27 protein-coding genes are annotated in these 25,769 nt (G+C 63.4%); 14 read left to right on the forward strand and 13 right to left on the reverse strand.

Features of this window, described 5'->3' with window-relative positions; translation table 11 throughout:
- Positions 1–73 precede the first annotated feature (73 nt).
- The 6 genes from GR702_RS02955 to GR702_RS02980 all read left to right on the forward strand — a co-directional run bounded on the left by GR702_RS02955 (position 74) and on the right by GR702_RS02980 (position 5,198).
- Entirely contained in the window at positions 74–907 is an 834-nt protein-coding gene (locus GR702_RS02955) for a coniferyl-alcohol dehydrogenase (protein WP_160984486.1), read from the forward strand.
- 175 nt (positions 908–1,082) lie between these two features.
- Entirely contained in the window at positions 1,083–1,886 is an 804-nt protein-coding gene (locus GR702_RS02960; protein WP_160984487.1) for a crotonase/enoyl-CoA hydratase family protein, read from the forward strand.
- Between the two features lie 56 nt (positions 1,887–1,942).
- Positions 1,943–3,253: a 3,4-dihydroxy-2-butanone-4-phosphate synthase gene (gene ribB / locus GR702_RS02965; protein WP_160984488.1), complete on the forward strand. Its 1,311-nt coding sequence runs from the start codon at positions 1,943–1,945 to the stop codon at positions 3,251–3,253.
- A 1-nt stretch (position 3,254) separates the two neighbouring features.
- Positions 3,255–3,677 carry a 6,7-dimethyl-8-ribityllumazine synthase gene (ribH, locus tag GR702_RS02970; RefSeq protein WP_160984489.1) on the forward strand — a complete coding sequence of 141 codons (423 nt, stop codon included), beginning with the start codon at positions 3,255–3,257 and terminating at the stop codon, positions 3,675–3,677.
- A gap of 602 nt (positions 3,678–4,279) precedes the next feature.
- On the forward strand, positions 4,280–4,444 hold the full coding sequence (locus tag GR702_RS02975; protein ID WP_337192512.1) for a hypothetical protein: 165 nt from the start codon (positions 4,280–4,282) through the stop codon (positions 4,442–4,444).
- 184 nt (positions 4,445–4,628) lie between these two features.
- Positions 4,629–5,198, forward strand: coding sequence for a helix-turn-helix domain-containing protein (locus tag GR702_RS02980; RefSeq protein ID WP_160984491.1), 570 nt, complete (start codon positions 4,629–4,631; stop codon positions 5,196–5,198).
- 82 nt (positions 5,199–5,280) lie between these two features.
- Here the strand turns inward: GR702_RS02980 and eno are convergent, their stop codons facing one another.
- The gene (gene eno / locus GR702_RS02985; RefSeq protein WP_160984492.1) at positions 5,281–6,567 is read right to left on the reverse strand and encodes a phosphopyruvate hydratase; all 1,287 of its coding nucleotides are present in this window, start codon (positions 6,565–6,567) and stop codon (positions 5,281–5,283) included.
- Between the two features lie 179 nt (positions 6,568–6,746).
- Between eno and GR702_RS02990 the strand changes: the two genes are divergently transcribed.
- The 5 genes from GR702_RS02990 to GR702_RS03010 all read left to right on the forward strand — a co-directional run bounded on the left by GR702_RS02990 (position 6,747) and on the right by GR702_RS03010 (position 8,940).
- A complete protein-coding gene (locus tag GR702_RS02990) occupies positions 6,747–7,259 on the forward strand; it encodes a hypothetical protein (protein ID WP_160984493.1) in 513 nt (170 codons plus the stop codon).
- Positions 7,260–7,288: 29 nt separating this feature from the next.
- Positions 7,289–7,672, forward strand: a complete 384-nt coding sequence (locus GR702_RS02995) for a phage holin family protein (protein ID WP_160984494.1) — start codon at positions 7,289–7,291, stop codon at positions 7,670–7,672.
- 14 nt (positions 7,673–7,686) lie between these two features.
- Positions 7,687–7,980 carry a hypothetical protein gene (locus tag GR702_RS03000; protein ID WP_160984495.1) on the forward strand — a complete coding sequence of 98 codons (294 nt, stop codon included), beginning with the start codon at positions 7,687–7,689 and terminating at the stop codon, positions 7,978–7,980.
- Positions 7,981–7,992: 12 nt separating this feature from the next.
- Positions 7,993–8,589, forward strand: coding sequence for a hypothetical protein (locus GR702_RS03005; RefSeq protein ID WP_160984496.1), 597 nt, complete (start codon positions 7,993–7,995; stop codon positions 8,587–8,589).
- 129 nt (positions 8,590–8,718) lie between these two features.
- Positions 8,719–8,940, forward strand: a complete 222-nt coding sequence (locus GR702_RS03010; protein WP_160984497.1) for a DUF4170 domain-containing protein — start codon at positions 8,719–8,721, stop codon at positions 8,938–8,940.
- A gap of 70 nt (positions 8,941–9,010) precedes the next feature.
- Here the strand turns inward: GR702_RS03010 and greA are convergent, their stop codons facing one another.
- The 4 genes from greA to carA form a co-directional block, all read right to left on the reverse strand.
- Positions 9,011–9,487, reverse strand: a complete 477-nt coding sequence (gene greA / locus GR702_RS03015; protein ID WP_160984498.1) for a transcription elongation factor GreA — start codon at positions 9,485–9,487, stop codon at positions 9,011–9,013.
- A 136-nt stretch (positions 9,488–9,623) separates the two neighbouring features.
- Complete coding sequence (gene carB, locus GR702_RS03020; RefSeq protein WP_160984499.1) at positions 9,624–12,947, reverse strand: carbamoyl-phosphate synthase large subunit; 3,324 nt, start codon at positions 12,945–12,947, stop codon at positions 9,624–9,626.
- Positions 12,948–12,996: 49 nt separating this feature from the next.
- Positions 12,997–13,374: a hypothetical protein gene (locus GR702_RS03025; RefSeq protein WP_160984500.1), complete on the reverse strand. Its 378-nt coding sequence runs from the start codon at positions 13,372–13,374 to the stop codon at positions 12,997–12,999.
- 148 nt (positions 13,375–13,522) lie between these two features.
- On the reverse strand, positions 13,523–14,689 hold the full coding sequence (carA, locus tag GR702_RS03030; protein ID WP_160984501.1) for a glutamine-hydrolyzing carbamoyl-phosphate synthase small subunit: 1,167 nt from the start codon (positions 14,687–14,689) through the stop codon (positions 13,523–13,525).
- 177 nt (positions 14,690–14,866) lie between these two features.
- On the opposite strand from carA, the gene GR702_RS03035 reads away from it, so the two are divergent.
- Genes GR702_RS03035 through rpoD form a run of 3 tightly spaced genes read left to right on the forward strand, consistent with a single transcriptional unit; the run spans position 14,867 to position 19,295 of the window.
- Entirely contained in the window at positions 14,867–15,319 is a 453-nt protein-coding gene (locus tag GR702_RS03035) for a GatB/YqeY domain-containing protein (RefSeq protein ID WP_160984502.1), read from the forward strand.
- Between the two features lie 21 nt (positions 15,320–15,340).
- Positions 15,341–17,227, forward strand: a complete 1,887-nt coding sequence (dnaG, locus tag GR702_RS03040; protein WP_160984503.1) for a DNA primase — start codon at positions 15,341–15,343, stop codon at positions 17,225–17,227.
- Positions 17,228–17,267: 40 nt separating this feature from the next.
- On the forward strand, positions 17,268–19,295 hold the full coding sequence (rpoD, locus tag GR702_RS03045) for an RNA polymerase sigma factor RpoD (RefSeq protein ID WP_160984504.1): 2,028 nt from the start codon (positions 17,268–17,270) through the stop codon (positions 19,293–19,295).
- A gap of 524 nt (positions 19,296–19,819) precedes the next feature.
- Here the strand turns inward: rpoD and GR702_RS03050 are convergent.
- The 8 genes from GR702_RS03050 to GR702_RS03090 all read right to left on the reverse strand — a co-directional run bounded on the left by GR702_RS03050 (position 19,820) and on the right by GR702_RS03090 (position 25,658).
- Positions 19,820–20,977 carry a DUF1501 domain-containing protein gene (locus GR702_RS03050; protein WP_160984505.1) on the reverse strand — a complete coding sequence of 386 codons (1,158 nt, stop codon included), beginning with the start codon at positions 20,975–20,977 and terminating at the stop codon, positions 19,820–19,822.
- Between the two features lie 4 nt (positions 20,978–20,981).
- Positions 20,982–22,541: a DUF1800 domain-containing protein gene (locus GR702_RS03055; protein WP_160984506.1), complete on the reverse strand. Its 1,560-nt coding sequence runs from the start codon at positions 22,539–22,541 to the stop codon at positions 20,982–20,984.
- Between the two features lie 65 nt (positions 22,542–22,606).
- Positions 22,607–23,098 carry a periplasmic heavy metal sensor gene (locus GR702_RS03060; protein WP_160984507.1) on the reverse strand — a complete coding sequence of 164 codons (492 nt, stop codon included), beginning with the start codon at positions 23,096–23,098 and terminating at the stop codon, positions 22,607–22,609.
- Positions 23,095–23,532 (reverse strand): hypothetical protein, encoded by a 438-nt coding sequence (locus GR702_RS03065; RefSeq protein WP_160984508.1) that lies wholly within the window; start codon positions 23,530–23,532, stop codon positions 23,095–23,097. Before GR702_RS03065 ends, GR702_RS03060 begins: the two co-directional genes overlap by 4 nt.
- On the reverse strand, positions 23,522–24,082 hold the full coding sequence (locus GR702_RS03070) for an RNA polymerase sigma factor (RefSeq protein ID WP_160984509.1): 561 nt from the start codon (positions 24,080–24,082) through the stop codon (positions 23,522–23,524). The genes GR702_RS03065 and GR702_RS03070 overlap by 11 nt, the downstream gene beginning before the upstream one ends.
- Before the next feature lie 21 nt (positions 24,083–24,103).
- The gene (locus tag GR702_RS22000) at positions 24,104–24,895 is read right to left on the reverse strand and encodes an EF-hand domain-containing protein (protein WP_202408029.1); all 792 of its coding nucleotides are present in this window, start codon (positions 24,893–24,895) and stop codon (positions 24,104–24,106) included.
- A 1-nt stretch (position 24,896) separates the two neighbouring features.
- On the reverse strand, positions 24,897–25,202 hold the full coding sequence (locus GR702_RS03085) for a hypothetical protein (protein ID WP_160984511.1): 306 nt from the start codon (positions 25,200–25,202) through the stop codon (positions 24,897–24,899).
- 177 nt (positions 25,203–25,379) lie between these two features.
- A complete protein-coding gene (locus GR702_RS03090; RefSeq protein WP_160984512.1) occupies positions 25,380–25,658 on the reverse strand; it encodes a hypothetical protein in 279 nt (92 codons plus the stop codon).
- Positions 25,659–25,769 lie beyond the last annotated feature (111 nt).

The following is a 25,769-nucleotide window of genomic DNA, read 5'->3' on the forward strand; positions in this document are numbered from 1 at the left end:
CCAGAGAGCCTAGCAACTGACCCTGAGATCGGCCGAGCCGTCAATGGCGGCTGCGAGGAGGAGGATTAGCAAGATGAGTGATGTTCTCGGCTACCAGGGCAAGCGGGTTATCGTCAGCGGCTGCTTCTCGGGCATGGGCGAGGCAACAGCCCGGCTCTTGGTGTCGCTTGGTGCGGAAGTGCACGGCTTTGATTCCAAGGAAAGCACCGTGCCGATGTCCACTTTCACGCAGATCGACCTGCGTGATCCCGCCACTATCGAGGCTGCGGTGGCCGGCGTCGGTGGCAAAGTCGACGCACTGTTCAACTGCGCAGGACTTCCCGGAGGCGGTGGGTTTCTGCCCATGGATACAATGAAGGTGAACTTCCTCGGCACGCGCCACCTGACCGAGCAAATCATCCCGCTCATGGGCAGCAAGGGCGCCATCGTGTCGATCGCCTCCACCGGCGGACTTGGTTGGAGCCGGCGGATCCCGATCCACATGCAGCTACTCGCGACTCAAGGCTTCCAGGCGGGGCTGGAGTGGGCCGAGGCAAACCCGGACCACGTCGCCGAGGGTTACGCCTTCTCGAAGGAGGCCGTGATCGTCTGGACGCAGTTCATGGGCGCTCGCCTCATCAAGGAAGGCATTCGCATCAACTGCTCGCTACCCTCTCCCACGCAGACGCCGATGATGGCAACGTTTCATGCGACGTCCGGCAAGGATGTCGTCGACGCGGCGGCAGAGCCGCTCGGACGCTACACCACCGCCCAAGAGCAGGCTGGACCGCTGGTGCTGATCAACTCCGACCTGGCCGGGGTGGTCAACGGCGTGGTTCTTCCCGTGGACGGCGGGTTCATGGGCGGCCTCGCGACGGGTCAGGTGGACATCTCGCGCATGATGAGCGCGCCGAAACAGCAAGCCTGACTGAAGCCCGGTGCAAGCTGACCGGAGCCCGTCCGGCCGGTAAACTCGATCCCGCCGGGACGCACATCCGATCCGGCGGAGCGCGTTCCCGGCGCGCTCAGGAGCAGAACCGGATTGTGCTGTCCTCGCCTGCACACCTATCTGTTGTCCGGAACGAGCCACGGGAGCCGACGACATGGAAGAACCTGTACTCTACGAGGCAGACGATGAAGGTATCGTTCTTCTCACACTGAACCGTCCCGATGTCCGCAATCCCATCTCGGACCCCGAGATGGTCGACGCGCTCTGCGCCGCCCTCGCCCGGTTGGAGTCCGATGCCACAGCGCGGGTGGGAATACTGACGGGCGCCGGAAAGACCTTTTCCTCGGGCGGCAACATCCATCAGATGAAGCCGGGGGGAAGTCTCAACACCGGCAGCCCTGTCACCACCCGACTGGCATACAAGCACGGTATCCAACGCCTTCCCCTCGCCTTCGCTGCGCTTGAAGTGCCCATAATTGCTGCCGTCAATGGTCCGGCGATTGGTGCTGGCTGCGATCTGGCATGCATGTGCGATCTTCGACTTGCCAGCGAGACTGCTAAATTCGCGGAGAGTTTCGTGAAGCTCGGGCTAATTGCGGGAGATGGTGGCTCCTGGCTCCTACCTCGTGTCGTAGGCTGGTCCAAGGCGGCAGAAATGGCGCTGACCGGCGATCCGATTGATGCTGCCGATGCTCTTTCTTGCGGCCTGGTGAGCAAGGTCGTAGCGGACAGTGAACTACTGGATCAGGCCCAAGTCCTTGCCGGTCGCATCGCGGCTAATCCCACCCATGCGGTTCGAATGACAAAGCGACTTCTCTGGGAGGGACGTCGTGCAGACCTTGCAACCCTCCTGGAGATGGCGGCGGCCATGCAGGCAGCGGCGCACGCGATGGAAGATCATCAGGAAGCCATCGCGGCGTTCTTGGAAAAACGCACACCCAGTTTCAGCAAGCCTTGATTTCAATGTGATCCACTAATACGAACGTCACATTGAAATGTGAGATTGGAGCCCTGGTGGCAAGTGATCTGATTGAAAAGGTACGCAGGCTCGTAACCGAGGGCGGGATGAGCAAGGCTGGCCTCGCCCGGGCCGCGGGCCTTCATGCCAATACCCTTCGCGATTGTACCGAGACGGACTGGAATCCTACCGCTGAGACCCTGGGCAAGCTGGAACGGGTGTTGTTTGCGAATGACGACCGCGAAGTCCTTGTTCCTATCGAGGAGATCATCGAAGAGGCGCGCAACGGCCGCATGTTCATCCTTGTCGATGATGAGGACCGCGAGAATGAGGGCGACCTCATCATTCCGGCGCAGATGGCAACGCCAAGCGTGGTCAACTTCATGGCGACGCACGGGCGCGGCCTCATTTGCCTGGCGCTGACCAGCGGCCGGATCGACGAACTCGGCCTGGACCTCATGAGCCGCCACAATGGAACTCGCCACGAGACCGCTTTCACCGTTTCGATTGAGGCGCGTGAGGGTGTCACGACCGGTATTTCCGCGGGCGACCGCGCGCGCACCATCTCGGTCGCGATCGACGGCACGAAAGGCAAGGGCGACATCGTGACGCCAGGCCACGTCTTTCCACTCCGTGCACGGGAAGGCGGCGTACTCGTACGCGCGGGTCACACCGAAGCGGCGGTGGACATCTCGCGCCTTGCCGGGCTTAACCCATCGGGCGTCATCTGCGAGATCATGCGCGATGACGGCACCATGGCACGCATGGACGACCTTATCGGCTTCGCCCGGCTCCATGATCTCAAGATCGGGACGATCCGCGATCTCATCGCTTACCGCCGTCGCCACGACCGCCTGATCGAAAAGCGCAACGAACTCGCCTTCCATTCACGCAACGGCGGGGATTGGGTGGCCCGGTCGTATTTCAACAAAGCAACGGGCGACGAGACGGTCGCGCTGGTGAAAGGGCGGATTGATCCGGCCAAGCCGACGCTGGTGCGCATGCACACTCTATCCATCTTTGCCGACGTGTTCGGTGAAGACACGGGCGGGCGAACCGACCTTCTTCAACGCTCAATGAGCATGATCGCGGAGGAAGGATCGGGGGTCATCGTGGTCATCAACAGACCAATGGATAAGCCCATGTCCCGCCTGATGGACATAAAGCAGCAGGTGCGCGATGGCGACAACCCGGATTTGGAGGAACTGCGAGACTACGGCGTTGGCGCGCAGATCCTAGCGGAACTCGGCGTCCATGACATGGTCCTGCTGACCAACACGCATCATTCACTCGTCGCACTCGAAGGCTACGGGCTCAATATCGTCGGCGAACGACCCATCGCCGGCATTTCCGAAGGATCGAACTGACATGGGCCGCTTTCTCATCGTCGAAGCACGCTTCTACGACCATCTGAACGACCATTTGATCGCCGGCGCCAAGGCCGCACTGAAGGCAGCGGGCCACAAGGCCGAAGTCGTCACGGTACCCGGCGCGCTGGAGATCCCGGCCGCCATCTCCCTTGCCGATGCCACCGGGGACTACGACGGCTACGTCGCCATCGGGGTGGTGATCAGGGGGGAGACTTATCACTTCGAGATCGTTGCCGGCGAATCCGCTCGCGGGATCATGGCGCTGACAATGGACGGCATTCCGATCGGCAATGGCATTCTCACCGTCGAGAACGACGATCAGGCGCTGGTCCGCGCCGATCCCGCCCAGAAGGACAAGGGTGGAGAAGCAGCAAGAGCTGCCATCGCCCTTCATGACCTGAAGGATAGGTTTGGAGGCTGACGAGGTCGGTCTCCGCCTCCGTCAGCCTTCCTCGTCTGGAAGGCGACGGGTCAGCCAGGGCGCTCCTCAAACAAAGCTTTCTAAGTCGTGCGCGGTTTCATGATCACGCCCGCCTAGTCCGCGCACCAGCAACGTGGCAGCCGTGCTCACCACAAAAGGTCGAGCAGCACTCTCGGCGAATGCTGAGCGCGCTGCAGCCTTTCCTCACGTCGACGCCCACAGTCGTCCGGAGGAGCCTCGCGATACCCTCCGGATTACCTTGTCATGCCCCGCTCGCGAACGCGATGAGCCGCATCATAAGATAAGTACTTATACGCCCCCAAAGTACTATGAGAGGCCATGTACCCCTGATCATTCACAATTTTTAACTTGCAGCGACGCAAAGGATTGGTCGCGGGATGATCACAAGTGGGACACCCTGCGAATCTTTGGTTCCCAACTGCTTTCCATCGTGTACTCGACCCCTGACGCCTTCGGTTTTGATCTGAAATGGAGGCGTCTTTTGAAACAAGTCAACGCCGCGAAGCGGCGGGGTCGCCAAACATGGCCTGGTTTCACCGGGCCGGCGAGGGATAGAACCCTCACCGATGGAGAATACTTGGGTGAACACTAATCAAGTGGCGCAGGATATTGCGTCGGACCTGCAGGTACGGATCGCCGATTTGGAAAAGATCGGCGCCTTGATTGCGGCGGCGCATGTTCAGGCCGCCATCGACGCCCTGCGTCAGCAGTTTGATCTTCCGTGTGAAGCCTCCGAAACGGATTAGACTACGCAAGACGCCGCTGCGGATGACTGCCTATGTTGCATCCGTGGCGGACGAAGCAAGTATGTGCGTACTTTCAGAAGTGAGCAGTGCGAACGTAAGGATTTCTCGCGACATTGGGGCAATCAAAGCGCGACTGGCACTTACAAAAGGTGACATCGCGATTTCAAACTGGTGACGAGATTCGATGGAGAACACGGACCAGTTGATGCGAAACCGCGCCAAAGCCATTCGGCTTATCGGAATCGCGAACGAATTGCTGGCAATGGCCCGCGAACTGGAGATCGGGGAAAGCACCTCGACCGTGCTGGACACGATGCCCGGCCGAAGCTCCTCGGCACCTGATGGCAGCAGGGTCACGACCGCTGGTCAGGACCACCCGATCTGGGTGGAACTAGCCCGTCAGAACTATGATGACCGGCGGCGGCGGAACAAGATCTTCCGTTCGGAAGACCTGTTCGGCGAACCCGCCTGGGACATCCTGCTAGACCTTTTCATCGCCGCGAAGGAACGCCGGCGCGTGTCCGTGACAAGCGCATGCATCGGTTCTGCCGTCCCTTCCACCACCGCATTGCGATGGATCGCGATCCTTGAAAAGCAGGGCCTTCTCGTGCGCGAGGCGGATCCCGGCGATGCTCGCCGTGTCTATGTCAAGCTGAGCGCCCGCGGCTATGCCGCAATGCTGGAATACTTCGCTTCTGCGTCCCGTTCCATCGTGCGGTTGGACGACACCCAAAAGGATGGGTCGCCGAGATAACGGCGTTTTTCTCCAGGGGAAGCGAGAGGGTTTGCGAAGGGAGTGACCGTGCCCTGCCCCGGCACGGTCACATGCGAGATGATCAGACGCCGAGGCGGCCGAATGCGCTCAAACCTGCATAGCGCGCGGCCTTGCCAAGCTCTTCCTCGATACGAATGAGCTGGTTGTACTTGGCGAGCCGGTCCGATCGCGCCAGTGAACCGGTCTTGATCTGACCGCAGTTGGTCGCAACCGCCAGATCTGCAATGGTGGCGTCCTCGGTTTCGCCGGACCGATGCGACATCACCGCAGTGTAACCGTTGCGATTGGCGATCGACACCGCTTCAAGCGTCTCGGTCAGCGTGCCGATCTGATTGACCTTCACCAGCAGCGAGTTTGCCAGTCCCTTCTCGATGCCCATCGTCAGTCGCTTGGGGTTGGTAACGAAAAGATCGTCACCCACAAGTTGCACCTTGTCGCCGATCTTGTCCGTCAGAGCCTTCCAGCCCTCGAAGTCATCTTCGCTCATTCCATCCTCGATCGAGACGATCGGATAGGCATCGCAAAGATCAGCCAGGTAGTCGGCGAACGCCACTGGAGAAAGGCTCAGGCCCTCACCGCTGATCTCGTACTTGCCGTTCCTGAAGAACTCGGTCGAAGCGCAGTCCAGCGCGAGCTTGATGTCAGTCCCCGGCTTGAAACCCGCCTTTTCGATCGAGGCCATGACGAAGTCTAGCGCATCCCGCGTGCTCGCGAGGTTGGGCGCAAACCCACCCTCGTCACCGACGGCGGTGGCAAGGCCCTTCTCATGCAGACCCTTCTTGAGGGTATGGAAGATCTCCGCTCCCCAGCGGACCGCCTCTGCCAGCGAGTCCGCTCCAACCGGCATGATCATGAATTCCTGGAAGTCGATCGGATTGTCCGCATGCTCACCACCGTTGATGATGTTCATCATCGGCACCGGCAAAATGTGAGCGGAAACGCCGCCGACGTAGGAGTAGAGCGGCAAACCACGGGCATTGGCGGCTGCCTTCGCGGCGGCGAGGCTGGTGCCAAGGATGGCATTGGCGCCAAGACGCGCCTTGTTATCGGTGCCGTCCAGTTCGATCATGGCAAGATCGAGGTCGCGCTGGTCCTCTGCATCGAGACCGACGAGTGCCTCCGCGATTTCACCGTTCACCGCGTCCACGGCTTTCAGCACGCCCTTGCCAAGGTAACGGCTCTTGTCGCCGTCGCGCAATTCCACTGCTTCATGAGCCCCGGTCGAGGCGCCCGAGGGCACTGCGGCACGACCGAAACTGCCATCCTCGAGCAGCACGTCCACCTCGACCGTGGGGTTGCCGCGGCTATCGAGAATTTCCCGGCCGTGAATGTCGATGATCGCGGTCATAGTGGCGGTTCTCCTCACAAAGGCGCGACGGCCGCGCCGTTTGCGGCGGTCTTAGCAGGGGAACTTCGCGTGGCAAGTTGCGTTGCAGCAATATCGACGCGCAAATTGTGTTACTCTGTCTACATATCACCTATAGAACAGAGGCCCGCGCCAAGGGTAGAAAAGGAAGGAATACCATCATGGTCGATCCCACCATCTCCGCCGAAACCGGCACGGAAAGCGCCAAGAACCACTTCGCGAAGGCTGTCGAAGAGGCGAAGGCCGGTGCGCAGGCGCTGGCGGACGAATACAAGGACAAGCTGAACCAGGCGAAGGGCGAATGGACGAACGAGGCGAAGGTCCGGTCCGGCGAGGCCAAGGACAAGGCCAACACCTTCGCAGCCGACGCCCGGACACGCGCGGGTGAATATGCGGTTGAGGGCAAGGCCAAGGCGAGCCAGGCTATCGTCGGAGTTTCCAAGCTGATCGACGACAACGCCACGCTGATCGACGAAAAAGTCGGCGTGAAATACGGTGATTACGCACGTTCCGCTTCAAAATCCCTGAGCGAAACTGCCGCTCGGATCGATGAAAAGTCGCTTGAGGAGCTCGGGGACGACGCACGTGAATTCGTGCGGAACAGCCCGGGCGTGGCAGTCGGCATCGCTGTAGGCGTAGGCTACGTTCTCGCTCGCATATTCAAGGGCAAGTGAGGGCTCTCGGCCCTCACGCGACACTTTCGATGCACGAACTGGACACCAGATTGGAGCCTGACCAGGGAGAGTTCTCGGATCTTTCCTTGGCACAGGACCTGCGGCAGCTTGCGGACGAGGCTAAGGCTGTCGCTCGGACGGAACTAGCTTTCCAGAAGTCACGTGCGGCCTATGTTGGCGCGGAAACCAAGACAATCACGCTGCTTTTCGTGATTGCGCTTGTCATCGCGTTCTTTGCTGTGATGGCCTTGGTCGTGGGGGTTGTTATTGCTCTTGGGCCAATACTTGGTCTCTGGGGAGCAATGGCTGCGGTAACAGTAGTATTGCTGATCGCCGCTGGTCTATGTGCTTTCACCGCTATGGGCCGGCTTTCGCGCATGATGAAGATCGTGAGCAATTCAGACAAGAATTGAGGGGAACCGGGCGGATGAACAGGCTTGCTGCCCAGGTCATGGCGGATCGCACTGCGAAAGAAGCAGCGCGTGCGCAGTTCGATGGACACTACAAAGCCTTCCGGGCTGATATGGCTGAGCGGGGGCTTGGCGGTCGCATTGCCGATGAAGCCACCGAGCAGGCCAAGCTTATCTTCGATGAAGCAGTCGCCGTCGTAGAAGAGCACCCTGCCGCCGTAGGCGGAACCTTGGCTGCACTGGTGCTTTGGATGGTGAGAAACCCCATCATTGCAGGTATCAAGAGAGTTCTTGATACCTGCTCGAAGTAAAGGAACCGTCCCGTGACGAAATCCGAACAGTCGACCAGCGTCCCCTCGGCAGACCTCAAGGGCACAAACGTTGTCGTCCTTCCAGGGAAGCCTTCGCAGGAGCGACCTTCGGAAAAGGTCATTGCCTTCGTAAAGCGCCATCCAGTTCTGACGGTCGCTGGAGGGATCGCAATTGGCGTTGCTGTGAGTGCCTTTATTCCGCGTCGGAAGAGCCGCCGATTTGTGAACAAGGCAGTGGATCTGGCCGAGGCCGCCGGCGCTGCAACTGCAGTGTTCGGCAAGCGCGCCGGTGAGAAGGCGCATGATGTTGGTGCAGACGCGCGCAAACAAGTCTCGATCTTCGCGCGTCAGGCGGAAAAAGCCGGCGATGCGGCGATCCACAACCTGGAGAAGTACGGACTTGCCGCCCTTGCCTCAGCGGGAACTTTCGGCAAGGCTACTGCGAAGCGTACCAGCAGGTTCGCCGATGTGGCGGCCGATGCCGCGCAGCGTATCAGCGAAGAGGCTGCTATTCGCGCTCACCGGCTCAGTGAAACCGCGCATGAAGGCTCGAACAAGGTCATCCATCTGGCCGGCGACCTTAAAAAGCGGGCCCGTTCGCACCGCTAGGTTGCGGCGGCGATAACGCTTCGCAACATTGCGATAATGTCGGGACCGCAAGGGTCATCTGCACTTGCCCCGCAACCCGGCTAAAATTATAGGGGCGCATCTCCCCCATACAGGAAAGCGCCCTCCCTCATGCAGAAGCTTCACCTCGTCATGGGCGGCCGGGTCAAGGACCCGCGCAGCCTTGAATTTACCGACCTCAAGGAACTCGACCTCGTCGGTGTGTACCCTGATTTCGCTTCCGCTCAGGAAGCCTGGAAATCAAACGCGCAGCGCACGGTTGACGATGCCGAGATGAAGTACGTGATCGTTCATCTTCATCGCCTGCTTGAACCGGGCCTTTCTGAAGATTGACCCTTTTGTCACAACAACAAAAAAGGCCGGCAGCAATGCCGGCCTTTTTTGTTGCCCGACGAAAACCGACTCAGATGAACTCGATTTTCTGTACGAGATAGAACTTGTCTCCAGCCGGCACCGTAACCTCGACTTCATCGTCGATACGGCGCCCGATCAGCGCCTTGCCCAGCGGGGAATTGTAGCTGATGCGGCCGACCTTCGCGTCGGCTTCGTACGGTCCCACGATCTGGTACTTCACCGGCCTGTCGTCCTCGTCGAGCAGAGTGACGGTTGCACCGAAGATGATCTTGTCGCCTGAAAGCGTCGTCGGATCCACGATCTGTGCGCGAGTGATCTTGTCTTCGAGATCCGCGATCGTCGCTTCGACCTGACCCTGGCGTTCCTTGGCCGCATGATACTCGGCGTTCTCCGAAAGGTCACCGTGAGCACGCGCTTCCTCGATGGCGTCGACGATACGCGGACGCTCCTCACGAAGCGCCTTGAGATCCGCGGTGAGCCTTTCGTAGCCTTCCGCGAGCATCGGCAGCTTTTCGATACTTGCCATTCTGATTTGATTCCTTCTGTTGCCCCCCGCCCTCGATCGACCATGCCGGAGACTACTCTCCTGTCCCGACCCACTGGCTTTGATGCCGTTCCGGGTCAGGGCCGATCCGCAGCGATGTCGGGAGGCAAGATCGATTTCAGCTATAGTAGTCTTGCAACGAACGCACTTCAAGCTGGCTCCCGCGAATCGTCGCAATGGCCTCGCTTGCAGCCACGCTGGCAGCCGCGGTCGTGAAGATCGAGACCTTGGCCGTGAGCGCCGATGCGCGGATGGACTGGGAGTCTTTCAGGCTTTGCCACCCTTCCGTCGTATTGAAGATCAGCGACACTTCGCCATCCACGATCCGGTCGACGATGTGAGGCCGGCCTTCCGCTACCTTGTTCACCAGTTCCACCGGAAGTCCTGCGTCCGCAAGGTACTTCTGGGTTCCCGAGGTTGCGATCACGCGGAAGCCTTGCTCGATCAGCGTGCGGATTGCGGGAAGGATCATCGGCTTGTCGCTGTTCTTGACAGAGACGAACACGGTTCCTTCGGTTGGAAGACGCATGCCAGCGCCAAGCTGGGCCTTGGCGAAAGCCGTCGGGAAGTCGGCGTCGATGCCCATGACTTCGCCGGTCGACTTCATCTCTGGGCTCAACACCGGGTCGACCCCAGGGAAGCGTGCGAACGGGAACACCGCCTCCTTTACGGCCATGTAGGGAAGGTCCCGCTTGAACGGCGGGAAGCTCTCCAGCTTCTCACCCGCCATGACCCGGCTCGCGATTTTCGCGACCGGCTGGCCGATCGCCTTGGCGACGAAAGGCACGGTGCGCGAGGCACGGGGATTGACCTCGATGAGGTAGACCTCGCCGTTTTTAACCGCGAACTGAATGTTCATGAGCCCGCGCACGCCCAGACCGAACGCCAGCGCTTCGGCCTGACGCTCCATCTCTGCGATGATGTCGGCCGGCAGGCTGTAAGGAGGGAGCGTGCAGGCGCTGTCACCCGAGTGAATGCCTGCTTCCTCGATGTGCTGCATGACACCCGCGACAACAACCTGCTCACCGTCACACAGCGCATCGACGTCGCACTCGATCGCATCGCGCAGGTACTGATCGATAAGAACCGGGCTGTCGCCAGAGACCTGAACGGCCGTCGCGATGTAGTCGTCAAGCTGCTGCTCGCTATCGACGATCTCCATTGCGCGGCCGCCGAGCACATAGCTGGGACGCATCAGGACGGGGTAGCCGATACGGTTCGCCACCGCGACCGCTTCGTCGCGGCTGCGCGCGATGCCGTTGGCAGGCTGGCGCAGACCGAGCTTCTCGACCAGTGCCGAGAAACGCTCGCGATCCTCGGCAAGATCGATCGCATCGGGCGAGGTTCCAAGGATCGGAATGCCCTCGTCCTCCAGCGCCTGGGCAAGCTTGAGCGGTGTCTGGCCCCCAAACTGCACGATCACCCCGACGAGTTCGCCCCTGGACTGTTCGACACGCAGGATTTCCAGCACGTCCTCCGCCGTCAGCGGCTCGAAGTAGAGGCGATCGGAGGTGTCATAGTCGGTCGAAACCGTTTCGGGATTGCAGTTGACCATGATGGTTTCGTAGCCGGCTTCGGCAAGCGCGAAGCAGGCGTGGACACAGCAGTAGTCAAACTCGATACCTTGGCCGATGCGGTTGGGGCCGCCACCCAGGATCACGACCTTGCGGCGATCAGAAGGTGCGGCTTCGTCCTCGGGCTCACCGAAGAACGGCGCCTCATAGGTCGAGTACATGTAAGGTGTGATCGCTTCGAATTCCGCCGCGCAGCTATCGATGCGCTTGAAGACCGGCACCACGCCGAGCTTGCGGCGCAGCTGCCGGACTTCCTTCTCGCTGGTGGCGCCTGCCATCGCGCGCAGAGCGTCGTGCAGCAGGCCGGATCGCGTCGCCTGAGTTTCGCCGAGGCCCCCTGCAACGCCTACCGAACGCACCGCCAGGGTAGCGAGCCGCTTGTCCGAGAACCCCATCGCTTTCAGACGGCGCATGCCCTCGGCATCGATCGGCAGGCCATGCTGAAGGATGTTCGTCTCCTCGGCGATGATCTCCTCGATGTGCCTCAGGAACCACTTGTCGTAATGCGTGATGGCGTTGATCTCGTCGACCGTGAAACCCTCACGGAAAGCCTGAGCGACGTTCAGCAGGCGGTCCGGCGTCGCGCGGGAAAGAGCCGCAGTGATGACGTCGCGCCCCGCGCCCTCCAGAGCGATCACGCGATTGAAGCCGTCGAGTCCGGTTTCCAAGCCGCGCAGGGCCTTTTGCATCGATTCCTTGATGTTGCGCCCGATCGCCATGACTTCGCCCACCGACTTCATCGCGGTGGTGAGATCGTCCTTGGCGCCCTTGAACTTCTCGAAGGCAAAGCGCGGGATTTTGGTGACGACGTAATCGATGGTCGGCTCGAACGCGGCCGGTGTAGCGCCGGTGATCTCGTTCATGATCTCGTCGAGCGTGAACCCGACGGCGAGCTTCGCCGCCACGCGCGCGATCGGGAAGCCGGTCGCCTTCGAGGCGAGCGCCGAGGAGCGCGACACGCGCGGGTTCATCTCGATGACGATGAGGCGACCATCCTTGGGGTTCACCGCGAATTGCACGTTCGAGCCGCCGGTCTCAACACCGATCTCGCGCAACACCTCGATCGAGGCTGTGCGCATGATCTGGTATTCCTTGTCGGTGAGCGTCAGCGCCGGCGCCACCGTGATCGAGTCGCCCGTGTGGACACCCATGGGATCGACGTTCTCGATGGAGCAGATGATGATGCAGTTGTCGTGCTTGTCGCGCACGACCTCCATCTCGTACTCCTTCCAGCCGAGCAGCGATTCTTCGATCAGCACCTCGGTGGTCGGCGATGCATCGAGCCCGGACCGGACGATCGCCTCGAATTCGGCTTTGTTATAGGCGATGCCGCCGCCGGTGCCGCCCATGGTGAAGCTGGGGCGGATAATCGAGGGAAGGCCCGTCCGCTCGAGGACTGCGAAAGCCTCCTCGAGGGTATGGGCAACGCCGGAGCGCGCCGAGGACAAACCAATCTTGTCCATCGCTTCGCGGAAACGCTGACGATCCTCGGCCTTGTCGATGGCGTCGGCGTCGGCGCCGATCATCTGAACGCCGTACTTCTCCAGTGTACCATCGTTGAACAGCGCCAGCGCGCAGTTCAGCGCCGTCTGCCCGCCCATCGTCGGAAGCACCGCGTCGGGACGCTCCTTCTCGATGATGCGGGCCACGATCTCGGGCGAAATCGGCTCCACATAAGTCGCATCGGCCATGTCCGGGTCGGTCATGATGGTGGCCGGGTTGGAGTTCACCAGGATGACCCGGTAGCCCTCCTCCTTCAGCGCCTTGATCGCCTGCGTCCCCGAATAGTCGAATTCGCAGGCCTGGCCGATGATGATCGGGCCGGCGCCGATAACGAGGATGGAGGAGATGTCGGTGCGCTTGGGCATTGGCTGTCCTGGGGTATCCTGTGTGATCGTTGTAGGTCGATGCGGCGGCTTACGCCACCAGTTCGCCAAACGCCTTGTCCCAGTACTCTGGTCCTTCGGCCCTGGCTTTGAGAATTATGGGGTCGCTGTCCTGCCGCTGGCGGATCGCCGCCTTGAACCGGTCGGCCTGGAACTGGTGCATCTGCCCGCCATAGTCGTTATCCTTGGTTTCCCACGCTCCCTGCGCGATCATGGCGTCGAGGAAGGTCATGCCGGCAACCTTGGAATGGCTGCGGACCTTGAGCCCGAACTTGCGGGTGGCGATGGAAAACTTGTCCTCGATAATGAGGGCGAGTTCGCCGTAAGGGTACCAGCGGGTCGCAATGCTAAGGTCGTTGGCCGGGCCATCGACGTAGTAGGCAATCATGTGGTCGATCAGTTCGGTCATTGCTCGGACACCTTGCTCGTTGTCAGGTGTCGCATGGCATAGGCAAACCGGTGTGCCGGGTCGAAAGCTCCCTTGTCCACGGCGGCAATGATCGCCGACGCGGGTAGCGGTGCAAGCACCATCCGAAGAGTGCCTGACCCGGCCGTCATTATCCCAGCATGCCCACGAACTTTTCGAACAGGTAGAAGCTGTCCTGAGGACCTGGGCTTGCCTCAGGATGGTACTGAACCCCGAAGGCTCGCTTGCCCCGGATCGAGATACCGCAGTTGCTGCCGTCGAACAGCGAGACGTGCGTCTCCTCCACGTTGTCAGGCAGGGCCGTGTTATCGACAGCGAAACCATGGTTCATCGACGTGATCTCGACCACACCATCGCCGAGCCGCTTGACGGGATGGTTTGCGCCGCGATGGCCCTGATGCATCTTGCTGGTCGTTGCACCTGCCGCAAGGCCGAGCATCTGATGGCCAAGGCAGATGCCGAAGATCGGGATGTCTCGATCTAGCAAGGCTTGGATGACCGGAACGGCGTACTTACCGGTCGCAGCAGGGTCGCCCGGCCCGTTGGAAAGGAACACGCCTGCGGGCTCGAGCGAAAGGATGTCTTCCAGCGTCGTCTCGGCGGGGACCACGGTGACGCGCGCGCCCGCCTTGACGAGATTGCGGAAGATATTGTCCTTGGCGCCATAGTCGATCGCGACCACGTGTGGACGAGTAGAGCCCTCACCCGCGCCGTAACCGGTTCCAAGCGTCCAGGTCGAGCCTTCCCAGCCCTCCTGTATCTCGCGACTGACGATCTTGGCGAGATCCATGCCGACGAGGCCGGGCCACTCCTTTGCCCGTGCGACCAGCGCGGGGATGTCGAAGTTGCCGTCCGGATTATGGGCGATCACCGCGTTGGGAGCGCCGGCCATGCGGATGCGGCGGGTCAGCGCGCGCGTGTCAACGCCGGACAGGCCAACCTTGCCCTTGTCCGCCAGCCACTGCCCGTACTCGCCTGCGGAGCGGAAGCTGGAGGACAGGGTCACGTCTTCGCGAACGATGCAGCCAACGGCGCCGTCGACGATCGATTCCAGATCTTCCTCGTTCACGCCCACGTTGCCCACATGCGGAAAGGTGAACGTGACGATCTGACCCGCGTAGGACGGGTCGGTCATGACTTCCTGATATCCGGTCATCGAGGTGTTGAAGCAGACTTCGCCGACGGCTTCGCCGACGTGGCCGAAACCACGGCCCCAGACTACGTGCCCGTCGCTGAGGACGAGAACCCCGGTCGCCCCTTCAGGTTTGGGCGCAAGCGAAGATGCGGCGTCGGCCATGGTGGGTCGCTCCGTTGCAGGCGTTTTCTGACGTTGTGTGCTAAGACGCTGCCGCTAGAGAGGGTTGTCCATCGCGTCAAGGCGGGAGGGTGCAAAAAGCCCTGCCGCCTGCTACTTTTGCCGAACGCGTCCGCTATCAGGCGGGCACTCCCACTCAGTCAGGATACCCAAAAGACAATGCTTCGCGATACGATCAAGGCCGCTCAGATCTCCGCCATGAAGGCCGGCGAGAAGCAGCGGCTCGCCACTGTCCGCCTGATCCTCGCAAAGATCAAGGACCGCGACATCGAACTGCGGACCTCACAGGCGCCCGCCGACGATGATGCGCTGGTGATCGACGTCCTCCAGAAGATGGTGAAGCAGCGCCGCGAATCGATCACCCTGTTCGAACAGGGCGGCCGTCCCGAAAAGGCAGCCGAAGAGCAGGCCGAGCTCGAGGTGATCGAAACGTTCCTGCCCACTCAGCTCTCCGAGGAGGAAACAAAGGCGATAATCGAGTCCATCAAGGCAGAGACTGGCGCCGCAGGCATGAAGGACATGGGCAAGGTGATCGCGGAACTGAAAGCCCGCCATGGCACCCAGCTCGACATGGGCAAGGCCAGTGGCTGGGTGAAGGCGGCGCTGGCCTGATCCAGGAAGGCGGCAGGCCTCGTGCTCACTCCCCAATGGCTCGACCAGCTAAGGTCCCGCACCACGCTCTCGGCTCTGGTCGGCCGCTCGGTGCGCCTGCAGAAGGCCGGCCGGGAACACCGGGCCTGCTGTCCCTTCCATAACGAGAACTCGCCCAGCTTCTACGTCAACGACGAGAAGGGCTTCTATCATTGCTTCGGGTGCGGGGCCCACGGCGACGCGATCCGGTGGATGACCGACCATCAAGGCCTTGCCTTCATGGATGCGGTCAAGGAACTCGCAGCCGAGGCAGGCCTCGACGTGCCTGCTCCGGATTCGCGCGCTGCCAAGGCAGCCGAGAAGCGCGACACCCTGCACGATGTCATGGCAGCGGCGCAGGAGTGGTTCCGCGCCAGCCTTTCCGCTCCAGAGGGCGAAGCCGCACGCGCTTACCTTGGTACGCGAGGGTTCGATACGCATACCATCCAGCGTTTCGGCTTTGGCTATGCGCCGGAAGGCCGCCAGTCCCTAAAGGAAGCCTTGTCCCGGTTTCCGGAGGAGATGCTGGTAGAGGCGGGCCTGCGCATCGCCGTCGAGGAGCGCGATCCTTACGACCGCTTTCGCGGCCGCCTCATGCTCCCGATCGAAGATGCACGAGGGCGGGTGATAGCGTTCGGCGGCCGCATTCTCGCCAAGGGCAAGACCGATGCACCCAAGTACCTGAATTCGCCGGACACTCCCCTGTTCGACAAGGGGCGTACGCTCTACAACCTGCACCGCGCAGCTCCGGCGGCCCGCCAGTCCGGCAGGATCGTGGTGGTCGAGGGTTACATGGACGTCATCGCTCTCGCCGCGGCGGGAGTGGCGGAATGCGTGGCGCCGCTTGGCACCGCCTTGACCGAGCAGCAGATCGAGATGCTCTGGCGTCACGTCGAAATGCCTATTCTTTGCTTCGACGGAGACGCAGCCGGCCAGCGGGCGGCCATGCGCGCGATCACCCGTGCCCTGCCCCTCCTGCGGCCTGCGCATTCGCTGCGGATCGTCCGCCTGCCCGAAGGAATGGATCCCGACGACCTTGTCAAGGCCAAGGGTTCCCGCGCCATGGAGGCGCTCCTGTCCGAGCCGAGGTCCCTTCTGGACGTATTGTGGGAAGTGGAGCGAGATGCAGTGCCGCTCGATACGCCGGAGGACAAGGCGGGCCTCAAGATGCGCCTCATGGCCCACGTCGAGACGATCCAGCACCCCGACATTGCCAGCCTCTATCGCCGCGAGTTGCAGGATCGATATTCCGGGTTTGCCTTTCCACGACGTGAAAGCCGCTGGCAGCCTGATTCAGGCAGGGCATTCGGAAGGCAACCGGCCCCGAACGCACGAGGTGGACGGGGCGGATGGAACGGTCGCCCTGCGCCAGCCCCCTCCTCACCCGAATCGCTCACGCGCCTCAACACGCGCTATTCGCCAGGCGGCACACGCGATGCTCTTTCAGCTGCCGTGATCGCGGGACTCATCCGTTGGCCGGCAATGATCGCGCGGAACGCCGAGGCGCTGGCGCGTACCACTGGCCTGGATCCGCGATTCGGACTGCTGGTGGATTGCTGCGGCGCCGCCGACGCGCTTGAAACGGATGCTCTCGCCACCATATTGGCGGAAAGTGGCATGGAAGTACCGGCAGTGGCCGAGTATGCGGGCTTGCATTTCGGCTTCCTGCTCGCAGACACACCCGAGGATCGAGCAGCGGCGGAGTTGGGACAGGCGATCGATCTGCTGGTCGAACGTCCGATGCTGGAAGCGGCACTGGCACAGGCCACGGCGCGGTTCGAGAGCGAGCTTTCCGAGCAGGCCTTTGCCGAGCAACAGCGCCTTCTCAAGAGAAAGCTGGAATTTGACAGTCGCCTCAGGCAAATGGCGACCAGACATGTGCCTTCGTGAATTATAATTGAACGAAGGCACACGGGATAACGGCGGAAGAATGAGCAAGAACGACAACACCGGCGACACCAACGACGGCACCGATGCGCCGCTGATCGACCTTAACGAAGGGTCGATCAAGAAGCTGATCGCGCGCGCGAAACGCCGGGGCGTGATCACGTACGACGAGCTCAACGAAGCGCTTCCCCAGGATCAGATGTCCTCCGAGCAGATCGAGGACATCATGGCGGCCATCTCTGAAATGGGCGTCAACATCGTCGAGAGCGACGAGGACGGCGATGCCCAGCCCGATGATGATCGGGAGGCCGAAGATTCCGACGCGGATGGTGACGAAGTATCGCCGCGCGTCATGGTGGACGCCGCGAAGAAGAAGGAAACGGTCGAGCGTACCGATGACCCCGTCCGCATGTACCTGCGCGAGATGGGCGCGGTGGAGCTGCTCAGCCGCGAAGGCGAGATCGCCATCGCCAAGCGCATCGAGGCCGGGCGCGACATGATGATCCTGGGCCTTTGCGAGAGCCCGATCACCTTCCATGCCATTATCCAGTGGTCCGAGGCACTGAACGCGGGCGAGATGCAGCTGCGCGAGATTCTTGATCTTGACGCCATGCTTTCAAAGGAGCCGGCGCCCGAAAACCTCAGCGAGGATGGCGAAGGCGACGACGACGGGGAGATCAGCGAGAAGACCGCCGGTCCCTCGTTCAAGGACGAAGACGATTCGGACGAGGATAACTCCGAAGAAGTCGACGAAGACGGCAATCCCATCCCGAAGCGCGAAGCCGAGGAAGAGGAGGAGGACAACACCCTCAGCCTCGCCCAGATGGAAGCGGCGCTCAAGCCGGAGGCGCTGGAGAAGTTCCAGCTCATCACCGACCTCTTCCAGACCTTCGAGCGCTTGCAGTCCGAACGTCTCAATGCCCTTGCCCTCGGCGTCGATTTCCCGGCGGCGAAGGAGGAGCAATACCAGCAGCTGCGTGAGGATCTTACCGCGCAGGTGGAATCTGTGAAGTTCCATGCGACCAAGATCGAGTATCTGGTCGACAATCTCTATGCCTTCAACCGTCGCCTAACCACGCTTGGCGGACAGATGCTGCGCCTTGCCGAACGGCACAAGGTGAAGCGCGCCGACTTCCTCGAGACCTATGTGGGCCGGGAGCTTGACGACACCTGGCTCTCCGAGATGTCCACCCGTGACAAGAAGTGGGCCGCCTTCGCCGAGGCTGAGGCTGATGCGGTTGAACGTATCCGCTCGGAAGTCTCCGACATCGCCGCGGCGACCGGCATGGCACTCCCGGAATTCCGGCGTATCGTCAACATGGTGCAAAAGGCGGAGCGCGAGGCGCGCATTGCCAAGAAGGAGATGGTCGAGGCAAACCTACGCCTCGTGATTTCCATTGCCAAGAAATATACGAACCGTGGCTTGCAGTTCCTGGACCTCATCCAGGAAGGTAACATTGGCCTGATGAAGGCGGTGGACAAGTTCGAGTACCGCCGCGGCTACAAGTTCTCGACATATGCAACCTGGTGGATCAGGCAGGCGATCACGCGCTCGATCGCGGATCAGGCCCGGACGATCCGTATTCCGGTCCACATGATCGAGACGATCAACAAGCTGGTGCGCACCAGCCGCCAGTTCCTGCACGAGCAGGGCCGCGAGCCCACGCCTGAGGAAATGGCGGAGCGGCTGTCGATGCCGCTCGAGAAGGTGCGCAAGGTGATGAAGATCGCCAAGGAGCCCATCTCGCTCGAGACGCCGATCGGCGATGAGGAAGACTCGCACCTCGGCGATTTCATCGAGGACAAGAATGCGATCATCCCGGTGGACGCAGCCATCCAGGCGAACCTCAAGGAAACGGTCACCCGCGTTCTCGCCTCGCTCACTCCGCGCGAGGAACGCGTTCTGCGCATGCGTTTCGGCATCGGCATGAACACCGACCACACGCTGGAAGAAGTCGGCCAGCAGTTCTCGGTCACGCGTGAACGTATCCGCCAGATCGAGGCAAAGGCGCTTCGCAAGCTGAAGCACCCGAGCCGCAGCCGCAAGATGCGCTCGTTCCTGGACCAGTGAAAGACGGGCCCCGCTTCGGCGGGGCTTTTTTTATGCCGCTTTGCAATGTTCAGCCACGCGGCTGAACGTGACACCAGCGCAGCACTGGGCATCCATACCTGCGCCAAGACAAGCATCACCTCCCTGTGCCCTGAAACACGTCAATGCGAACCTCATCGAGAGGTTTCGATACATGCTGAAAGGTAGGGAAAAAGTGGTGCCCCGTGCAGGACAAACATAACGAATATGTATCGCCGCTCATACTATCTTAGAACCGCCCGAAGCCGCCGCTCTCCGCTCTTCACCGCCAACTCTGGCCGCGAGCGCTACTGCTTACGCCCGTACGCGGAGCGTTGGGTCACGAGCGAAGGAGGCGCATAAGCGGACGTGCGAGCTTCATGCGGTGCTCCACCCGCCACCTCAGGAAGAAGAACGCAGGATTTGGTCAACGTCCGGATTTGTGGCGCTTTTGCCCTCGATCTGCCTTGAGCGGCTCATCTGATTCAAACGTACGCGGCTCTCATAAGCGCCGCTATCGCCTGCCTTCAGGCACGCACAAGTCCGTCGATGACGCGGGCGCGGCTGCTCTCGGGGAACAATGCCGCCATCGCCCGCGGTCCCTCGATCCCAAAATGCCCGGCGACGGCGCTGCCGATCAACGCATTGAGTTCGAGCGTTGGCCTGAGATCGCGCCCCTCGTAGAGCGCCGCATCGGAGAGCCCCGGCCAGTCGGCGACGACGCGCCCTCCCTGCACCGCGCCACCGAGCAGCATCGCCATCGAGCCGGTGCCATGATCGGTTCCCTGGGTGCCGTTGATCTTCACTGTGCGCCCAAATTCGGTTGCAACGAGCACGGCTGTATTCCCCCAGAGCGGCCCCAAGCCCTGCTTGAGCGCCGCTACCATGCCGTCCAGTCCGCGCAGCTGCGCCGCAAGCCGCCCGCGCTGCTGGGCATGAGTGTCCCAGCCGCCGGATTCGATCATCGCAATCCGCGCCCCGCCAGGGGCGCTCAACAGCCGGGCGGCGAGCGCGCCGGTCGCGGCCGCGTTGCGCCCGGCGCCGCCCGCCATGTCGCTGGTCAGCATCCGTGTCGCCGTGGCCTGTTCCCACACCGCATGGAGCTGCGGATCATTGGCGTAGAGCAACGCTACGCGCGTGAGCAGATCGTCCGAAGCATCGGGTAGCGTCGACGGCGCATAGCTCGCCACCTCGACCGGCCCGCGCAGCGCCATCGGCACGGTTGCGGCGATGGCGATGCCCTTGGCCTCGTCGCGCGGCAGCAGCGCCAGCATCCGGTTGAGCCAGCCGTTTTTGACGCTGTAGGCGGCGCTGCCGCCGGTCTCGAGCACATTCTGCCCGTCGAAGTGTGAACGGTCGCGATAGGGCGATGCCACGGCATGCGCGAAAAGCGCCTCGTTGCTGGCATAGAGCGCGCTGATATTGCTGAGCGCCGGGTGCAGCGCGAACATCGAGTCGAGCTTGGTCGCCTGCGCGAAATCTTCCGCCAGCACGCCGCGCTGGCTGGCAAAGGCGGGGTCGCCCACCGGCGCCAGCGTTGCCAGGCCGTCGGCGGCACCCCGCTGGATGACAAAGACGAAGCGCCGGTCGGTCGCCGCCTTGGCGAAGACCATGCTCCCGCCCAGGCCAGGCAAGAGGATGGCTGTCGAGCCGAGCGCGGTAACGAAGCTGCGCCGATTGAGCATGGTCTTATCTCCGCATCGATTCGGGCGCGACGAGCAGCAGCGCCAAGCCCTGGCTGGGGCTTTCGGCGCGCGCGATCGCCTGCGCGGTGGTGTCGCTGAGCGCGGCGGGGAAGAGCTGGCTAGCCCGGGCACGCGCATCAAGCGTGTCGCTGATCCGGCCAGCCATGCGCTCGGCCGCCTCGACGCGGCGCATGACCGCATCGGGGCCGGCCCAGCTAGCGGCAACGTCGTCCCAGCCGGCCGGCGAACCCGGGCGCCACACCGGCTGCCCGAGCTGCGTGAGCAATCCGGTCACTGCCTGCGGCTGGACCTCGCGGAGCCCAAGCGCACGCATCGCGCCGATGCTCCATTCCCAGGGATTCTTGAACTTGACCGGCGGCGCGATCCAGCATTCGGGCGCGTCGACGAGCACGCGGTAGAGGCTCGGCAGATCGCCGCCGGTCTTGAGGAACGCGGTTTCGAGCCGCGCGACGAGTGCGACGGGCGGATCGTCGCCGGCGAAATGCCGCGCCAGCTTGGTGGTGATATGTCGGGCGGTCGCCGGATGGGTGCCAAGGAAGTCCAGCACGGCTGCCGCCTGATCTTCACCCGCTTGAGCGAAGGGCCGGCCGAGCACCGTGCGCGAACCCGGCTCGTGCAGCCGCGCGGCAAACACAAAGCTGCCGGGTTCTCCATCGATGCCGACGAACCGCGCGCCGGCGCCGCGCCCCAGCCCCGCGACCGTCCAGCCGGTGAGCGCGCGGGCAAGCTCGGTCACGTCGCCCTGGCCATAGCCGGTACGAACACCGAGCGTGTGCAGCTCGAGAATCTCGCGCGCGAGATTCTCATTCAGCCCGGCATTCTGGCGGCGCGCTGCGATCTGGCCGCCGGTCGAATTGGGCCCGATCGACGCTGCCTGATCGAGGTAAAGCAGCATGGCGGGATGACGCTCGACTGCCTGCAGCATGTCGCCGAACTTGCCCATCACATGCGGGCGGATCGCCTCGAACTCGAGCTGACCGGCCAAGCCGATAACGACGAGCTTGTCGACCGAAACCGCGAAATGGTTCGCCCAGAAATGCACGAGCCGCTCGGCGAAGGGCGAAGGACTGGTCAGCGCCGTCTGCGCGCGCGCCGCGACCGCGCCCATATAATAGCTGCGTGCCTGATCGCGCGCGAAGCGGCGTGCCTGCGCGACCGGATCGCGCGGCGCGGCCGTGCCCCGCTCGGCCATTGCCCCGATTCCACCCTTGTCCTGCAGGCCGGCCTCACCGGCCATCGGCTCGCCGCTCATCGGCGGCGGCGCATAGCCGGCCGCGCGGCGACGCTGCGGCGTTTGCGGCCGGTCCGCCATCGTCCCCGGATTTTCGTCCCTTTTTTGGCACCGGTTCTGGCGTTGCATTTCCAGATAGTCGCTGAGGTTTCCGGCGATCGTGGACGTCGGCGGAAGCGCCGCGATCGCAGCCGGCCGCGGCTCGTAGCGGTCGAGCTGGGCGAGCAGCCAGGCTTGGGGGCGGTCGAGCGCCGCCTGATCGGGACGCGCGCCCAGGCCGAAGCGGTTGAGGGCAATGGCAGCTGCGGTCACTCCGGTCTCCTTCCCGCCTTCAACGTTGGCAACGCGTAAATCCGTCGCGGCGAAAGCGATTTTCCTCAGGGCCGGTTCGGCTGGGGTCGCGCCTCCCTCGAGCGGCGCAGCGTGCCCGACCGGTCGAGACCTTCGGCAAGGGCGATTCGCTCGTCGGCCGGAAGTCGCGACGCGACGTCGACAACCGCGGTTTCCAGGCGCGTGCGAATGGCGATATCGGCGGCGCGCGCGCGGCCCAGCGTGGCATCGAGCGCGGCGCGGTCGAGCTCGGGCTGGACGAGCAGCCGTCCGGCTTCGCGCCGCGCCCCCCGTGCGCGCTCCACTTCGGGCTTGAGCGACTGGGCGGCGGCGCGAACCGCCTGGCGCAGCGCCCGCCGGTTCTCGGGCGCGAGCGCCTCGGCCGCCTGGCGCAGCCGCGCGGGGCGGCCGATCCCCGCGAGCGGGCGCTGCGCATCGACCCGCTTCCACATGATGGCCGCGCCAACCACGCCGCCGATCACGAAGACGTTGAGGATCAGCGAGACGATCAGCACGATGCGCAACGTGCGGCTGCTCATGGGGCGGTCCCGTCAAGGTCGACTTCGCCGAAGATGGTCTGTTCCTCCGCCAGTCCGGTGCTGCGATGATCGAGCAGCGCCGGCGTCGCCAGCGACAAGGCGAGCGCGCCGGTCACGGCGCCGGCAAGCCCGATGCCCGCCAGACCAAGCCCGGACCACCACAGCTTCGCGCGCGACCAAAGCAGGCCGGGCTGTGGCGCGGATGACAGGATGCGGCCGATCAGCGCCGACGATGGCGCGGGGACCCGGTGCCGATCGAGCAGTCCGTCGAGTGTCGCGGCGCGCGCGAGAACATCGCGGGCATTTGCGGGATCGGTCGCAAGCATGGCCTGGGCCGCGTCCTGCTCGTGCGATGGCCAGCGGCGCAAATCCGCGCCATAGGCATCGGCCAATGCGGCGAAGCGCTCGGGCGTCATCGCTGCATCATTGGTCATCGGCGTCCTCCTTGAGCAGGGTACGCAACGCGCGCCGGGCGCGCGACAGCAGGCTTTCGAGCGCTTCCACGCTCACGCCCATCGCCGCGGCGGCCTCGCCATTGGACAGTTCCTGATAATATTGCAGCACGATCGCCTCGCGCTGGCGTTTTGGAAGAGCCTGCAACGCTGCCGCGACCGCCGCCGAAATACCCGCTTCCTCCAGACCGGCGTCGGGCGCCGGCCCCGGGTCGAGCCGGTCGAGCGCGTTGTCCGTCGCCACTTCGCGCCGCCGCCGCAGCCGGTCGTAGCACAGGTTGAGCGCGACGCGGTGCAGCCAGGTGTCGAAGCGTGCCGCGCCCGGCCGCCAGTGTGGCGCTTGCCGCCAGAGGCGCACGAAGCTCTCCTGCGCGACATCTTCCGCCTCCGCAGCGTCGCCCAGCATCCGCGTCGCCAGCGCGAGCAGGCGCGGCAGCTTGCGCGCGACCATCTCGCGCGCCGCACCGCCGTCGCCCTTCCCGACAAGCGTGAGCAGCGCCGCATCGGGATCCTCGCCGGGAGGAGCGGTCAAGGACCCGGACTCCGGGCGACCTCAATCGCCCACTCTCCCCCGGACCGCGCGGCGTTCGTCGGCAGTGAGGAGGCCGTCTTTGTCAGCGTCCATCCGCACAAAGCGGCGGGCCAGCAGAGCGTCGAGCTCGGCAGTATCGAGCGCGCCATCGCGGTTGGCGTCGATCCGGTCGAACATCTTCGCCGGATCGCCTTTGACTTCGGCCCCAGCGGCTTGCCGCCGCGCGGTCCATTCGGCCTTGGCAAGCCGTCCGTCGCCGTTGGTGTCGGCCTGGAGCAGCCGCGTGCGCGCCGCCGCCTGGAATGTCGCCAGGTCGACGCCTTGCGGCGCGGCGGCGGCGGGGGTGGCGAGCGCCATCACGCTCGAGAATATCAGAGGTATCTTCATACGCATCAGCGGCACCTTCCATAGCGATCGGGCGAGGCTCCGGGTCCGCCGCGCCAGCCGGGCGGATTCTCCCAGTTCGTCCCGGGTCCGCCACGGGGGCCAGGCGGGTTGCCGTCGCGGTCGAGCCAGCAGCGGCGCGCCTGGTTCCACCAGCCCCAACGGGGGATGCCAGTAGCCATGACCGGCGTGATAATAATAGCCGCCCGGGCGAAGCACAAACACCACCGGCCGGCCGCGGATCACGAACCGCCGCCGGTCGGGCGACGCGCCAAGACCCCCGCTCGGACCCCGCGGATTTTCCCAGTTGGTGCCCGGTCCGCCGCGTGGCCCCGGAGGATTATTGTCGCGATCTTGTGCCTCGGCCGGCGTCGCGGCGATCATGCCCGCAGCCATCAGGACACTCGGCGATACTCTGAGCCCGATCATGTCAACGGTCCCGGCGATTGTGCTTCTTGGCGTAGATGCTGGCGCTTGCCCGATCCTGACGGGCGTGCAGCCGTGCGCGCTCGCGTGGGCCAAGCCCGCCGCCATCAGCCCGCATCCGTGCCTCGGTGCGACCGATCCGATACTGTTGGCGGCCGAGCCGCGTCGCCTCGCGGCCAGTGAGTTCGCCCGATTTCCAGCCCTGCGCGATCCGGTCGCGCTGGTGGTGCTGGCGTCCATTGACCTGCGCCGACGCCGGCACCGCCGCGACGATGCCAAGCCCGGCCAGGGCCGCGATGACCATCTTCATGTCCAAGTCTCCCATGACGCAATTACCCGCCGGCACTTGCGCGACCGACAGGGCTTGAACGGATCAGCGCCGGCCATCCGTCGCGCCGATCGAAAAAAATCGACCCGCGCGCTGCTCGATTGCCCGGGAAGGCCGGCCTGCCCGACCTGTGGGCCCGATGCCTGCCACGCCATCGGCTCAGCTCTCCGTTCGGCGGTGAGCAAGGCGACCTCGACGTGTAGTCGGCTGCCGGGTCGGACCGGAGGCGACGGTGCCGCCCATCGCCTCGGCCAGCGCACGCACGATCGCGAGGCCGAGCTCGGCGCCGCCGCTCCCGCCGGCGCGCAAGGGATCGAGCCGTGCATAGGCGGCTCCGAGCCACGCCCGATCAGCGGGAGCGACGCCGGTCCGTCGTCGATGAGCGACGGTAGGGTCTGCTGTCGGCTCGTTCGATCCAAACCGTGACCGTGGAAGCATTACCGCAGCGCGTTGTCGACCATAGCCGAAGGCGACGCTAGAATAGGCGATGGCGGTCTTCCGCGGTTTTCGCGCCCAGCGCCGGACAGGCCCTCTTACTGCTCCAATGCC

Source organism: Novosphingobium silvae, from assembly GCF_009856825.1.
Taxonomy (GTDB): domain Bacteria; phylum Pseudomonadota; class Alphaproteobacteria; order Sphingomonadales; family Sphingomonadaceae; genus Novosphingobium; species Novosphingobium silvae.